General features: G+C 41.1%; 14 protein-coding genes. 4 read left to right on the plus strand and 10 right to left on the minus strand.

From position 1 onward, the window contains the following. Nucleotides 1–632: 632 nt before the first annotated feature. A complete protein-coding gene (locus tag RMZ41_RS27210) occupies nt 633–1,901 on the plus strand; it encodes a glycosyltransferase family 1 protein (protein ID WP_322644784.1) in 1,269 nt (422 codons plus the stop codon). 177 nt (nt 1,902–2,078) lie between these two features. Then, nucleotides 2,079–3,806, plus strand: coding sequence for an NFACT family protein (locus RMZ41_RS27215; protein ID WP_322644785.1), 1,728 nt, complete (start codon nt 2,079–2,081; stop codon nt 3,804–3,806). Nucleotides 3,807–4,306: 500 nt separating this feature from the next. Here the strand turns inward: RMZ41_RS27215 and RMZ41_RS27220 are convergent, their stop codons facing one another. Both RMZ41_RS27220 and RMZ41_RS27225 read right to left on the minus strand, forming a co-directional pair. After that, on the minus strand, nt 4,307–5,047 hold the full coding sequence (locus tag RMZ41_RS27220) for a DUF3891 family protein (RefSeq protein WP_322644786.1): 741 nt from the start codon (nt 5,045–5,047) through the stop codon (nt 4,307–4,309). Nucleotides 5,048–5,183: 136 nt separating this feature from the next. Next, complete coding sequence (locus RMZ41_RS27225; protein ID WP_322644787.1) at nt 5,184–6,200, minus strand: 1-acyl-sn-glycerol-3-phosphate acyltransferase; 1,017 nt, start codon at nt 6,198–6,200, stop codon at nt 5,184–5,186. A 541-nt stretch (nt 6,201–6,741) separates the two neighbouring features. On the opposite strand from RMZ41_RS27225, the gene RMZ41_RS27230 reads away from it, so the two are divergent. Then, a complete protein-coding gene (locus RMZ41_RS27230; RefSeq protein WP_322644788.1) occupies nt 6,742–7,062 on the plus strand; it encodes a helix-turn-helix domain-containing protein in 321 nt (106 codons plus the stop codon). A gap of 1 nt (nt 7,063) precedes the next feature. After that, nucleotides 7,064–10,792: a PAS domain S-box protein gene (locus tag RMZ41_RS27235; protein ID WP_322644789.1), complete on the plus strand. Its 3,729-nt coding sequence runs from the start codon at nt 7,064–7,066 to the stop codon at nt 10,790–10,792. A gap of 55 nt (nt 10,793–10,847) precedes the next feature. On the opposite strand, the gene RMZ41_RS27240 is transcribed toward RMZ41_RS27235, so the two are convergent. From RMZ41_RS27240 to RMZ41_RS27275, 8 genes are all read right to left on the minus strand, one after another. Next, nucleotides 10,848–11,192: a type II toxin-antitoxin system RelE/ParE family toxin gene (locus RMZ41_RS27240; protein ID WP_322644790.1), complete on the minus strand. Its 345-nt coding sequence runs from the start codon at nt 11,190–11,192 to the stop codon at nt 10,848–10,850. Then, nucleotides 11,189–11,482 (minus strand): hypothetical protein, encoded by a 294-nt coding sequence (locus RMZ41_RS27245; RefSeq protein WP_322644791.1) that lies wholly within the window; start codon nt 11,480–11,482, stop codon nt 11,189–11,191. Before RMZ41_RS27245 ends, RMZ41_RS27240 begins: the two co-directional genes overlap by 4 nt. A 134-nt stretch (nt 11,483–11,616) precedes the next feature. Next, the gene (arsC, locus tag RMZ41_RS27250; protein ID WP_322644839.1) at nt 11,617–12,012 is read right to left on the minus strand and encodes an arsenate reductase, glutathione/glutaredoxin type; all 396 of its coding nucleotides are present in this window, start codon (nt 12,010–12,012) and stop codon (nt 11,617–11,619) included. A 48-nt stretch (nt 12,013–12,060) separates the two neighbouring features. Beyond that, the gene (arsH, locus tag RMZ41_RS27255) at nt 12,061–12,720 is read right to left on the minus strand and encodes an arsenical resistance protein ArsH (protein ID WP_322644792.1); all 660 of its coding nucleotides are present in this window, start codon (nt 12,718–12,720) and stop codon (nt 12,061–12,063) included. A gap of 137 nt (nt 12,721–12,857) precedes the next feature. Further along, a complete protein-coding gene (locus RMZ41_RS27260; protein ID WP_322644793.1) occupies nt 12,858–13,556 on the minus strand; it encodes an MIP/aquaporin family protein in 699 nt (232 codons plus the stop codon). A gap of 308 nt (nt 13,557–13,864) precedes the next feature. After that, complete coding sequence (locus tag RMZ41_RS27265) at nt 13,865–14,188, minus strand: metalloregulator ArsR/SmtB family transcription factor (protein ID WP_322644794.1); 324 nt, start codon at nt 14,186–14,188, stop codon at nt 13,865–13,867. Between the two features lie 152 nt (nt 14,189–14,340). Next, entirely contained in the window at nt 14,341–14,601 is a 261-nt protein-coding gene (locus RMZ41_RS27270; RefSeq protein ID WP_409876058.1) for a PIN domain-containing protein, read from the minus strand. Further along, on the minus strand, nt 14,598–14,882 hold the full coding sequence (locus RMZ41_RS27275) for a hypothetical protein (RefSeq protein WP_322644795.1): 285 nt from the start codon (nt 14,880–14,882) through the stop codon (nt 14,598–14,600). The genes RMZ41_RS27270 and RMZ41_RS27275 overlap by 4 nt, the downstream gene beginning before the upstream one ends. Nucleotides 14,883–15,054 lie beyond the last annotated feature (172 nt).

Below are 15,054 nucleotides of genomic sequence, written 5' to 3' on the forward strand. Positions count from 1 at the left end.
TAGTTTAAACATCAATATAAGAAGTAAGAATTTTATTAGGTTTAAATTATACCTACTTCTCAAAGGCTGGAAAATTAATAGAGCGTTATCTACATCCTACACAGTAAACTTTCATAACAGTTTTTGTGTTCTAAATATAACATATATAATTATTTAGCTATATTAAAACTAATTGTTAAATTTAATACTCCTAAAATAGGCGTACTTAACTCGGCGGTTAATGTTTTAGCTAATCTGTTTGCTTATATATATTAAGAAAATCCAAAATTCTACCCATAAGGGGATGAAGTTTTTTGGCTTAGTAAATGTGAATCTTAACTTATAGCGTCATTTTCTTAAACTCGCGTTAATACATTTATCTAAAGAGTTAGATAAGCATAAAATAAGATTAAAAAAATATAGATTTTATCTACCTAAAGGATGAGATACAAGTATGTATTTTCCTCTGTCTAAATAAAATAAATATAAATACTTAATCTGTAATTATACTTCTGGCAGAAGATGTAAAAAAATATTAGACATCTTAAATTAAGATAAACATTAATCAAAGTTTCTCAACAATTCAGATACGTGTGTTAAACACGTATTTGGATACATCCAAAAGCTTTGTTAAAATCAGCAACACACAAACTATGAACTCTACCACCGAAAAACGTATCGCCTTGATTTCCGTCCACGGAGACCCAGCGATTGAAATAGGGAAAGAAGAAGCTGGGGGACAAAATGTTTATGTGCGCCAAGTGGGTGAAGCACTGGCGCAGCTGGGATGGCAAGTTGATATGTTTACTCGCAAAGCGAGTCTGGAGCAAGACTTGATTGTTGAACATAGCGATAATTGTCGAACGATTCGTTTAAAAGCTGGGCCTCTTGAGTTTGTGCCGCGAGATGAGATTTTTGAATATCTACCAGAATTTGTGGATAATTTCCTCAAATTTCAAGTAAAAAATGAGATTACATACCAGTTAGTTCACACTAACTACTGGCTCTCTAGTTGGGTGGGAATGGAGTTAAAGAAAATCCAAGAGATTAAACAGGTTCATACCTACCACTCACTAGGAGCAGTCAAGTACAACACGATAGAAAATATTCCTCTGATTGCTAGTCAACGATTAGCTGTGGAAAAACAGGTGTTGGAAACAGCAGAGCGAATTGTGGCGACAAGTCCGCAAGAACAGCAACACATGCGATCGCTAGTTTCCACTGAAGGTAATATCGATATCATTCCCTGTGGTACAGATATTCAGCGCTTTGGTTCCATCGGGCGAGAAGCAGCTAGGGCTGAACTGGAAATTGCCAAAGATGCTAAAGTTGTATTATATGTAGGGCGTTTTGACCGACGCAAAGGTATAGAAACCTTAGTACGTGCAGTAAATGAGTCTGGGCTACGCGATTCTAATAATCTCCAGCTAATTATTGGTGGTGGTAGTACTCCAGGTAATAGCGACGGCATTGAGCGCGATCGCATTGAGCAAATTGTCCAGGACTTAGGAATCACTAAGTTAACCATCTTTCCTGGTCGTCTCAGTCAAGATATTTTACCAACTTATTATGCAGCTGCCGATGTCTGCGTTGTTCCTAGTCACTACGAACCCTTTGGACTGGTTGCGATCGAAGCGATGGCAAGTGGTACACCAGTTATAGCTAGCGATGTCGGCGGACTTCAATTTACTGTAGTTAATGAAGAAACTGGTTTATTAGCGCCACCACAAAATGTAGGTGCTTTTGCGTCTGCCATTGACCGAATTCTCTTAGATCCACAGTGGCGAGACGAATTGGGTAAAGCTGGCAGAAAGCGCGTTGAAAGCAAATTTAGTTGGCATGGTGTCGCAACTCAGTTGAGCGAACTTTACACCCAATTGTTAGAGCCATCAGCAAAAGAACCTGCATTGCTTGTTAAATAAGGTTTCAGCAACCTAATACACTCAGATAAAACATTTTACACAACCGATAAATTCTGTAGAGAGACGCAAAATTTTGCGTCTCTACATTTTTTACGGGATTATATTTATGCCTACATTAATATCAATATTAGAGATGATGGAAGTATACTGAGCATCCACCTTTGAACGCGAACGGCTATGCAACCAGTTGATTTCACTACCCTTACAGCTACTTGTAGCGAAATACGCGCTAACTGGCTGCCCTCGCGGACAGAACAGGTTTATCAGCGCGATCGCTACACTATTGCCATAGCATTACGCACACTAAAACAGCGTGATTGGCTACAGATTTCTTGGCATCCCCAAGCAGCACATATTTGTATCGGCGATCCACCACCGCGATCGCCAGATACCTTTACCTTTAGCCAGCAACTAATACACCAATTGGGTGGTTTGGCACTGGTGGGTATTGAAGCGATCGCCCCTTGGGAGCGGGTTATTGATTTGCAATTTGCCCGTCGTCCTGGAGAAAGCGCCCTATATCATGTCTATGCAGAAATTATGGGCAAATATAGCAACGTCATTCTCACCGACGCTAGCAATATAATTATCACCGCAGCCCATCAAGTCAGTCAGCAGCAATCTAGTGTCCGTCCCATCCAAACCGGACAACCTTATGAAACACCGCCAAAACTAACTGGAACTGTCCCCAGTTTGAGCGAATCTCCAGAACGTTGGCAAGAACGGGTAAGTTTAGTACCAGGAGCAATCAAGCGGCAATTGCTAAAAAGTTATAGTGGCTTGAGTGCTGCGCTGTTAGATTTAATGCTACTAGAAGCAAATATCGCACCAGAAACATTCACCGATAGCCTGAATTCTAACGATTGGCAACGGTTATTTGAGCGTTGGCAAGAATGGTTGCAAGCTTTGGATTCCAAAAAATTTCAACCCGCTTGGACAAAAGATGGTTACACCGTAATGGGTTGGGGTGTAGTTGAAAAAGTCCAAGATGTTCAGGAGTTGCTCAATCGTTACTACAGTAACCAAATTGACCAACAATTATTTTCCCAATTGCGCCATCAGTTGAGTCAGAAATTGAATAATATTCTGGCGAAATTACGGAATAAAGCTCAAACCTTTAAAACGCGGTTGCAGCAATCAGATCGAGCCGATGAATATCGGCAAAAAGCTGATTTACTGATGGCTCACCTGCAAAACTGGGAACCGGGGATGAAAGAAATTATCCTGGCTGATTTTGATACAAATTTGCCAATAGCGATCGCTCTCCAACCAGATAAAAATGCTGTCCAAAATGCCCAAAGTCTTTACAAACAGCACCAAAAGCTGAAACGCGCTCGTTCTGCTGTCGAACCCCTATTGTTAGAAGTACAGACAGAAATTGATTATTTAGAACAAGTAGAAGCTGCGATCGCCCAGATAGACACCTACCAAACGGCAGAAGATTTGCGAGCTTTAGAAGAAATCCGCGAAGAGTTGATTGGGCAAAAGTATTTAGAAGATCCAGAATATCGGGGTCGTAGCGCAAACGAACCCCCTAGTACCAACTTTCATCGTTACCTTACCCCCAGTGGCTTTGAAGTATTAATCGGTCGCAACAATCGCCAAAATGACCAATTAACCTTTCGTGTAGCTGGGGATTATGACTTATGGTTCCACGCTCAAGAAATTCCAGGGAGCCATTTGTTACTACGGCTAGAACCCGGCGCTGTGGCAGAAGAAGCTGATTTGCAATTTGTAGCTAATCTTGCCGCTTACTACAGTCGCGCCCGTCAGAGCGAGCAAGTGCCAGTAGTTTACACCCAGCCAAAACACGTTTATAAACCCAAAGGAGCAAAACCGGGAATTGCAATTTACAAACAGGAAAGCATTCTTTGGGGAAAACCACAAATGGTTATTAGTCATTAGGCATTGGGAATTGGGCATTGGGAATTGGGAATTGGGAATTGGGAATTGGGCATTGGGCATGAAGAAGAGACAAGGTAGACTTGGGAGAGACTTATTCAATAATTCCCCCTTGTCCCCCTGCCCCCTGCCCCCTGCCCCCTGCTATCTATACCCAGCGCTCTGCTGAATTATTCTGATAGATAGAAGCTTTTAAACTTAGCTAATATCTTTTTTTGATGAATATTCAGGAAAAATCTGTGTTGACTGTTACAATATTGTTAAGAAAAGTTGCCCGTTGCATTTTGGGAACGCGCAATTGGGTTTTAACTCTCTTGAGAAGACAACGCAAAAAAACATTTTCTAGACCAGCTGTGGGAGGCTGGTCTTTTTGTATTTCGACTACCCATATACCAAAACACTTGTAGAGACGGCGATTTATCACGTCTTCTGCTGTATTGTCATGATGGGATATGGCCTTAATTGAGGCGATCGCCTGAGATAAATTTCAAATCTACGTGCGTTTAGCTCTTAACAAATTTCCACTCCAAGACCTTGATGGGGGCTGACTGGAGTGCTTGACTGAGTTCGGCGCGGCTTTCAAATTCTACCTGAAACAACTCACAGGCTTCAACACTGACCGTAAATTCTGCTTTCTGAAACGGCCAAGGTTTGACTGTAACTGAGCGATCGCTACGCTGCATGATGTCGTAACGCCGTTCGTCGGGGCCTTTGCTAATTTCTAAAAACCGCTCATCGTCGGGTAGTTCCTGCTGACAGAGGATGAGAGAAAGGCGATCGCACCATTGCATAAATGCATAAGCTGCATCAACTTCCTCTTTTTTGATGCCTAGTTCTTTGCGCCAACGTTGCTGGTTTTGAAGTTGCTCATCTAAAATTTTGTCTAATTCTGGAAAATTACCCCGGCTTGGCTCATTTAAACGGCTAATATGCATGGAAATTAATAGAGCTACCCACCGTCCCCGGTAGCGAGCATTCTTTGCCAAATCAGCCAATTTGCTAATTCCAAGCTTTGCATCCTTTTTTGTACCGAGAGTGAAATCCTTGGGCGCACCTGCTTCAGTCAGAAGGTCTTCTTCCCACTCTTTCTCTAGGTCATCATGATGAGAAATTGCAGCTAGCGTTTCATAAAAGCGTACTGGGGCATCTTGGCTTCGCCATTGTCCTGCCAATTGAGCGGCTAGTAAAGCATGGGCACGGTGATAAATAATTTCCCAACCATTTGGCGTAGCATTAACAATCACAAATCAATCTCCTGGGACTCATTTTTTATTTAGAAATCAGCTAATCTAAATTTAATTTTGTTGGAAGCTTATTTCTAAATTAATAATTTTAGTGTCCTGATTATTGACTGCCATTACATCTGACTTGCGATATATCCTATCTTTGATTAATTTGGAGTTGGAGTTTTTCTCGCAATTTTTGTGCTAATTGATAAGCGACTGTCTGCCCTTTGTTTGAATTAGGTATTTCTGTTGTTTCCAAAGTTTGAATAAAGTAACTTAAACGAGTTTTCATTGCCCAAATTCCCATTGAAGGAAACAGAATTAAAGCAAGCATTAAAGGTGATAAAGGCAAGAATGGTAAATTTACTAATCGTTGCAATTTCTGGAAATTAACAGCCCAAGGATGTAAAAATTCACTACCAATGCAGACTACGGGGAGAATGGGAATATGATAGCGATCGCTCAACTTAATAAAACTCACGTCAAACTTTTCTAGTTGATAGCGTCTTTTCCAACCTTTCCGAGGGCCGCGAATACCTTCGGGTGCATATAAGAGAATTTTCTCTTGGGCGATAGCTGCCTCAAAATTATCTAATTCGGCTCGCACACCACCCAAAACTTGCGACCATTTAGGTGGTAGCCACCAAATCACCCAAGGATGCTCAAATAATGCTGGATTTGCTACGGGCTGTAGCACCCATCCTCTAGCTTCACTTAATAAATAACCCAAAGTCAAAAAATCCCAAGGAAAACACATCCCTGCGTGATTCATCGCCACGATTAATGGCCCTGTTTGTGGCAAGTTTTCGACTTGTTGTAATTCTCCCCGAAAATAGTATTTCACAATGGGGCCGAGAACTTCTTTGCGAAAAGCTTGTTGATATCTGGGATCAAATTCACTAACTTCTGTTCGGGGTGAACGAAAACCAAGACGCAACCAACGACTCAACAACGCCAGATAAAATCCGCCAGGAATTAAAAATAATCCATATTCGAGCCAATTCCAACCGTCTGTATCGGTATGGTAGTGCTGCCAATGACGATTGAATAAAATTAGCCAGCCTGGAGGATACCAAAGGCAAAACCAATCAAACCAGCTAAATATATAGCCTTCATCTGGTGGATTTTCCAGTTGGGTGTCGAGGAGCTTTTCGGAGTGTTGATTAATCAAAACGGTTAAACTTCAGGCAAATAATATTTGATTAAAATCTAATTATAGCTTTCTAGTTTTGCCATCGTTATCTGACTCAAGGAAAGCCCATCTCAAAGGCGATTGACTAGAACCTTTCGAGCGATTGTAATCTTTAGCTCAGTAAGCAGTAAGAATAGTCACAATATACAATCAACACTGGTAAACATATTACTTCTCGTACAACTATTTTCATGACTCAAATAGCATTGTTAAAAATATTATTTATAGTTTAAAAAAATAATTTGAGTATGAAGGATGAAAGTTTAACACATCATCCTAAATTTGCAGAGGTGGTTGATGCTTGGAAATCATTAAATAGTTTAAAATAATACTATTTTTGCATCATCTAAGCAATAAAATTTAATATTTATTTTATAGTTAGCTGATTTTATCGTACCGCCTTAAAAGAGTTAACAGTTATCAGAACTATAGCAGAGCAGTTAGATCGGCGAACAGCAATTAATGAAGGCTGATAACCAGATATTGGTATATTGCCACAAGATGAAATTGATATTAACTAATGATTATTAGAATTCTTCCTAAAGTTGGAGCCAAATGGCGAGACATCTGTCTTAATCTTCCTATTATGGAATTAGAAAAGCGACTAAAAATTTCAGATTTAATCCGTGAACTTCGGCAGCAACTCGATCTCTCTCAGGAGAAGTTTGCAGCTAAGTTGGGAGTTTCCTTGCGAACAGTCAATCGCTGGGAGAACGGATCTACAGTGCCTTCACAGATGGCACTCAAGCTGATTGAAGAAATGTTACAGAACATGGGTGAACCAGGCAAAAGACTACTGAATGAGTATCTCCTAAAAGCGGAGCAACGGGAGGACTCTTAAGATGATGTTGAAAGTACCCGAAAAAATTTTGATGATGCGCTCTTGGTTACTAACATACAGCGTGATGATTCTGGCAGTTATAGCGGCGCTGCTAGTGACGCAACTATTGCTACCAGTCTTCGATCCGAGCGTATTTACATTATTTTATGCTGCTGTGGCAATCAGCGCCTGGTATGGCGGCATGGGACTTGGAGTATTAGCGATCGCATTATCTGTTATAACTGCGCTCTATTTTTTAATCGAGCCAATCTACTCGTTTAATTTTCTCAGCCTGAACGTCTTAGTACAATTAACTACATTCTCGCTAGTATCCTTCTTAATTACCGCCCTCTCTTCAGAGTTGCGAACTGCTAGAGGCAAGGCAGAGACAAGCCTGAAATTGTTGCAAAATAGCGAAATGCGGTTTAGCCGACTGGCAGAATCCAATATCATTGGAGTCATTGTCACTGATATAAAGAACGGTTGCATCATGGAAGCCAATGATGCTTTTCTGAAAATGGTCGGCTATACGCGAGAAGATTTGTCTACTAACCAAATGAAGTGGCGTGAGATTACCCCACCTGAATATCTTCTATTGAGTGAACGTTCAGTAGAAGAACTGAAAATGACTGGAGTCTGTAAACCCTTTGAGAAAGAATATATCTGCAAAGATGGTACAAGAGTTCCTGTTTTGCTCGGTTCTGTCCTTGTGGAAGACAGTGAAGAAAGTGTCATTGGCTTTGTTGTTGATTTGAGCAAACGCAAACAAGCCGAACAAATCTTGCGAGAGAAAGAAGAACGTTTGAGGTTAGCTAATGAGCGTTTTGAGTTAGCAGCATCGGCGGTAAATTGTCTGATTTATGATTGGAATCTAGAACAGGATACAGTTGAAAGAACCGATGGGTTAACCCGGATTTTGGGCTATTCCCTCGACATTGCTGAACCAACAGCTAATTGGTGGCGTGAACTTGTTCATCCAGAAGATTTGCAGCGTGTAGAACAGGAAGCAGTAGTTGCTTTGGCAAATAGCGATCGCTATACTGCTGAGTATCGCATTCGCAACCAAAATAACCAGTATGTCTATGTACTGGATCGGGGAATAGTGGTACAACGGGATGCTGATGGAAAACCAGTACGCATAGTTGGCAGTACTACAGATATTAGCGATATTTACGACGAGCTTCGTTTACGCAAGCAAGCAGAAAAAGCAGTCCGAGAAAGCGAAGAACGGCTCAGAAGTTTTTTCAAAGCAAATATCGTTGGCATTATCTTTGGCGATGTGAATGGTAGTATCACCGAAGCCAACGACGAGTTTTTGCGAATTGTGGGCTATAGCCAAGCGGATATCAAAGCTGGAAGATTGCGGTGGACTGATATCACTCTCCCTGAGTACCAATATTTAGATGAACTGGCTATTGCCGAGGCCACAGCAAAGGGAACCTGTACACCTTATGAAAAAGAATGTATTCGCAAAGATGGTTCTATTGTTCCAGTTGTAGTTGGCTACTCCCTTTTAGGAGAATCTCGGCAGAAATCAGTTGCATTTATTCTTGATATTAGCGACCTTAAGCAAGCTAAAAAAGCGCTGAGTCAGAGTCAAGAGCAATTTCAAGCTTTTATGGACAATATTCCAGCAGCAGCATGGATTACCAATGCAGACGGGCGTGTACTTTACCTCAGTCCAACTTATCAGAGCATATTTGATGTAACAACAAATAAAGCGATTAATAAAAATATTTTTGACTTATACCCAGCCGAAATCGCTCAACCCTTCCTCGATAACATTAGAATAGTTGCCCAGACGAATCAGATTGTGGAAACCATCGAGTCGGCTCCACGCACAGATGGTACTTTGGGAGAATTTTTGGTATACAAGTTTCCCATTGCTGATGCATCTGGACAACGCCTAATAGGAGGGGTTGCAGTTGACATCACCGAACGCGAACGCATTCTTCGAGAACGCCAGCTTGCAGAAAAAGCTTTGCAAGAGCGTAGTGAAAGACTTAAACTACTCTCTGAAACCACCAGCGATTTGCTTTCAACCGAGCGCCCATTGGATTTAATGAACAGCTTGTTTAGCAAACTCTCGGCGCAGATGGATTTGCATTTCTACTTCCACTATCTAATTGAGACGCACGAAAATCAGCAGAAACTTCGGTTAGTAGCTTGGAATGGTATTACTGATGAAGTATTTCGAGCAATCGAATACCTGGAATTTAATCAAGAAATGTGCGGACTAATAGCGCAAGAACGCCGTCAAATTGTCATCAATGATGTACTTAACTCTACTCATCCAAATGCCCACATCCGCCTCCTCCAATTTTTGCAAATCACAGCTTATGCTGGTCAACCCTTAATTGCTCAGGGAAAGCTGCTTGGTGTTCTATCCTTTGCCAGCCGCACCCGTACCTACTTCTCCTCTGGGGAAATTGCCTTACTGCAAGCAACTTCCGATCAGGTGGCGGTTGCTTTGGAACGCGCCGAGTTAATGACTTCGTTACAGCGAGGCAAAGAAGAATTGATCCAAGCTAATCGGATTAAAGATGAATTTTTGGCGGTTCTTTCCCACGAACTTCGCACGCCGCTAAACCCGATTTTGGGATGGTCGAAATTACTGCAAACTAAAAAGTATGATGAAGCAACTACTACTCGCGCCCTTGAAACCATTGAGCGTAATGCCAAACTTCAGACTCAACTAATTGAAGATTTGTTGGATGTGTCTCGCATTTTGCAAGGTAAACTGAGCCTAAATATTACTTCTGTGAATTTAGAAACTGCGATCGCATCTGCAATAGAAACTGTACGTTTAGCCGCCCAAGCTAAATCTATCAATTTGCGATTTACGGTTTTAGATTTGAAATTAGAAAATTCTCAGATAAATTTAGAATCTATCGATTTTAACAACCAAGCTGACAATCTCAAATCTCAAATTCAAGTTGCACTCCCAGCGCCCCAAAGGTATAATTCAAAATTACTAGTAACAGGTGATTCCAGTCGTTTGCAGCAAGTTATTTGGAATCTCCTTTCCAATGCAATTAAGTTTACGCCTCAAGGTGGAGAGGTAGAAATTAGTTTACAGTCTGTGGGTTCTCAGGTTCAAATTCGAGTCAGTGATACAGGTAAGGGAATTAGTCCAGATTTTTTACCATTCGTATTTGACTACTTTCGCCAAGCTGATGGTGCAACTACCAGAAAATTTGGGGGATTAGGATTAGGATTAGCTATTGTTCGTCATATCGTTGAGTTACATGGGGGCACTGTTAAGGCAGAAAGTTTGGGTGAAGAACAGGGAGCAACTTTTACAGTGATGCTACCGATGATTAAGATTCATCCAGATAGCCAGCAGATTCATAGACAACCTGATAATTTACCCAATCTAAATGGGGTGAAAGTCCTGCTTGTCGATGATGAGCGTGATACGCGAGAGTTAATTGCTTTCATTCTGAAACAATCTGGCGCAGTAGTAACTCAGGTAACATCGGCTGTGGAAGCATTACAAGCTTTGCCTCAGTTCCAGCCAAATCTGCTCTTAAGCGACATTGGAATGCCAGAAATAGACGGCTATATGTTAATGCGTCAAATTAGAGCGATGTCACCAGAACAAGGAGGGACAATTCCAGCGATCGCTCTTACCGCTTATGCTAGTGAGGCTGACTATCAACAGGCAATTGCCGCCGGATTTGGGCAGCATATCACCAAACCTGTAGAACCAGCTAAATTACTTCGAGCGATCGCAAACCTGATTTTCTAGTTGTAGGAACCTGCAAACTAACTTACGATCCTTTTAGGTTTAGTGCAGCGTAGTTTTAGACTTCATCAGATTCCTGATTTTCACCCAATGTTTGTTGTGCTGCGTGCCGAATGTGCAGAATGCGAACTGTGGACACTTCACTATTCTCAACAATAGTGAAAATTATGCGGTATGAATTACGACTTTGACCATACAGAAGTTGACGAATCTCTTTGCTGAAATACTCATTTTCTCTTGCTAGAGGACAACGTTTAGGCATTTCTGACAAAGACTCAATTGCTGAGAGTAATCCTTGATACCATTGTCTTGCTCTTTCAGGAGATATCAATTGCAACAATTGAAGGAATGCCTTATCTGCTTCTGCTTGCGCCACACTAGAAATTTCAACGCGATAAGTCATGAATCGACTGACAGGTTGTACTTGCGGCGTTGTTCTTTAGCAAACTCTTCAAGTGAACGAGAACGTCCTGCCTCAAAATCATCCAAACCACGCTGGATACCTGCGACAGATTCTTCCAAATCTTGCAACTCCCACTCTAGAATTCGAGTTAGCAATTCAGCAGCAACAATACTCACATCCTGCCCTTGTTGTGCAGCTTTTTTACAAAGTTGTGCCTCTAGTTCTGGAGTAAGAGAAATGACGATAGACATAGAACTCGGTTTTCCTGCTAGCAAGCCTCTGCGCGTCATTCTAGCAAACCCTACGAAATTAAGCATAAGGTTGAGGTAAGCGGCATCAGACTCACATATTTGCGTTAATTAAAGATGCCGATAATAAATAGCCTTAGAGAAGAGAGCTTTTTCAGATACTGTGAAAAGTCACGTTAACTGAGAGACTCAATTAACTTGACAACTCTTTCTTTAACTTCATCTCGAACCCGGCGAAAAACTTCAATTGATTGCCCTGCTGGATCGTCAAGTTGCCAATCTTCAAATATATCTCTTAACACCCATTCTTCGGGTAAGTTAACACCACAACCACATAATGAAATCACAGCATTATAATCATCAGCATTGAAATCACTTAAAGCTTTAGAAGTCTGATTGCTAATATCAATCCCAATTTCTGACATCACTTCAACTGTGATCGGATCTACCTCACTTGCTGCCAAACCTGAGCTAGCAACCCCAACTTTTCCTTCTCCTAATATTCGCGTAAATCCTTCTGCCATCTGAGAACGGCGGGAATTATGCTTGCAAACAAACATTACTTTTTTCATCATGTTGTTAGTTATTATTTTGTTGACAGGATAAAAATCTGATAAACCTTAATTGGCATTCATTTCAAGCGCACTATTGGCAACTCTAGCGGTTTCTTGTGCTGCTTTTTCTTTCCGTTCGCTGTGCCGATCTGTTAGGTAGTCAACTCGATCGCGCAATAGCAGCGTAAATTTATAAAGTTCTTCCATAACGTCAATGACGCGATCGCGGTAAGGTGAATCTTTCATCGTCCCGTCTTCGTTAAACTCTTGGTAAGCTTTCGCCACTGAAGACTGATTGGGAATCGTAAACATTCGCATCCATCGCCCCAAAATTCGTAGTGTATTAACAGCGTTGAAAGACTGAGAACCACCGCTAACTTGCATGATTGCTAAGGTTCTGCCTTGCGTCGGTCTGACTGCTCCTAAACTTAAAGGAATCCAGTCAATTTGGTTTTTCATAATCCCAGTAATATTACCGTGCATCTCTGGAGAAGACCATACTTGCCCCTCAGACCAAATACTCAATTCCCGTAATTCCTGTACTTTGGGATGGGTATCTGGCACACTGCCATAAATGGGTAATTCACAAGGATTGAAAAACTGCACTTCTGCACCTAATTCTTGAATGATTCGAGCCGCTTCTTCTGCCAACAAGCGGCTATAGGAGCGCTCTCGCAAAGAACCATATAAAAACAATATTTTTGGCGAATGTTTGAAAGAGGTCACGTCGCTTCGCTCCGAATTAAAAATTAAAAATTAAAAATTAAAAATTAAAACATTTTTGATCCCCATAAATAAATTTAGAGGCTTGTATCCTTTGCGTTTTCTGTCGTAGAGATAAAATTGCCATAAATCTTGCTTTTTTATTCTTTAAAATCACTAAATCCATTGGAAAGCAGCCGATATATAATGACTGCTAATTGCGCTCCGAAAATGGGTGCAAGCCAATAAACCCAATGATGCTGCCAAATTCCTCCCACCAAAGCCGGGCCAAAAGAACGCGCCGGATTCATACTTGCACCGGTAATTGGCCCCATAAATGCTGCTTCCATCCCCACCGTCAAGCCGATCGCTAATCCCGCAAAGCCAATATGAGCGCGGCGATCTAGTCCAGAACCCAAAATTACAAACATCAAAATAAAGGTGAGAACGAATTCCAACACTAAAGATTGCAACCAATTTCCATTTAGTGGTAGAGTCGCCCCTAAATTCGCAACTCGCCCAAAACTAATTAGTAGTAAAGCTGAAGCTGCGATCGCGCCCACTAACTGCCCTAAAATATACGGCAACACTCGCCGCTTCGGAAAAAAACCACTCGTCCAAAATGCCAATGTCACCGCAGGATTGAAGTGTGCGCCGCTCAGATGACCAATTCCGTAAATTAACGCAGTAACCACTGCACCAAATACAAAACTGATACCAATATGCGTTACACTGCCACCACTAATGGAGTTCACCATGACTGCACCAGTCCCGGCAAATACCAAAATAAAAGTGCCAATTCCTTCTGCCAAAGCCTCTCGCCAGCAATCCGCCAGCAATTTTTGTAAACCGGATTTCATGCCTTTGCTAGGCACTTTAGAACCATACATTTCAAAAAAAGTTGATGTATAGATATTATTTCAAAAAAAGTTGATATGTCAAGCAGTCTTGTCCAAAACAACCGTCCTGTAACTATATTGATCTGTAAACCAGTTAGACAATTACCCAAGGGTTAATCAACAGTGAGCGTTTTCCTAACAATTGCTAATAAATGCTCATTTTTAAGGATTTGCAACAGCATTCTAACCGTCCCGGTTTTGGTGGCTCCCGTCGCTTGGCAATACGCTTCGAGTAGGGCAATATCTTCATTCGGTAGATAAACTTGTCGCTAATCGCAGCAGGGACGCACCGATGTAATGACACCACTATGCTGAAATTCTGACAAATATGCCTCTAAAACGCTAAATTGGCTAAGATTCAAACTGTAATAAATCCAGCGTCCTTCCTGGCGGGATTTAACTAAGCCAGCTTCCTTGAGGGTTTTCAGGTGAAAAGATAGTTTTGACTGGCTTACCCCCAAGGCTTCGCATAAATCACATACACATAATTCTCGCTGTCGTAGTAGTTCCACCACACTAATCCTGAGTGGATCGGAAAGCGCGTGAAAGCCAGCTGCAATTAAATGAGGAATAGTAGTAGCAGGGGTTTGCATGAATTAAATTTCGAGAATCAAGGGAGAATTCTTTTTACATAAGAATAGGCAAGTATTTTTTCATCTACACTCACCAAAGGAGCATTATAGATTCTTGCTGTTGAAACGATAATTCTATCGGCTGGATCTTTATGAAAATCCCCTGGAAGTGATTAGGAATCAATGGCAATTTGGGGAGTTATTGATAGAAGAAGTAGCCCCTCTTGTGCCAAAGCAATATTAAACCATTCTTGAATGGAACAGGGAATAATTAACTTATTTTGGGTAACAAGTCTGCTGATCTCTAACAAACTGATAGAGCAAACACCTAAACCATGAGGTCTTTCCCTATTTATTGCCTCACGGTGGGGAGGAGTCAACCTTGAATCATTGTGATTCCACCAAACCCAAATATGAGTATCAAGAACGATCACAAATCATTCGCTTCCAAATTCTGATTTATTTCCCGATCATCAGTAGAAATAGCGGGTTCATTAGGATCTGCTGAATAAGTGTATGGTTGCATTTTTACAAGAGGATTAATGGCAAATTTGCCTTGATTCTCGGAAGAATAGCTAATTTGCCCAAACTTTTCTTGAATACTTTGCTTCAAAAGAAAAGAAGCTAGTTCTTCAATAGAGATTTCTTTTAAAGCAGCAGCTTTAATTAGAGATTCTTGAGTTTCTTGACTGATGTAAATATTAGTACCAATCATTTTTAGCACTTTCTACTTTTTTACATGATATCAAATCCGATTAGCTAAAATTTTAGTCATGTAAGGGACTTCCAGAGAATAAATTACTCAATTTATTCAGATAATATTTTTCTTTTCCTCCTTGTCCCTTGCCCCCTGCTCCCCTGCCTCTAATGTTGGGTTTCCTTACTCT

Origin of the sequence: Nostoc sp. DedVER02, from assembly GCF_034530675.2 — a bacterium.
GTDB lineage: Bacteria > Cyanobacteriota > Cyanobacteriia > Cyanobacteriales > Nostocaceae > Nostoc.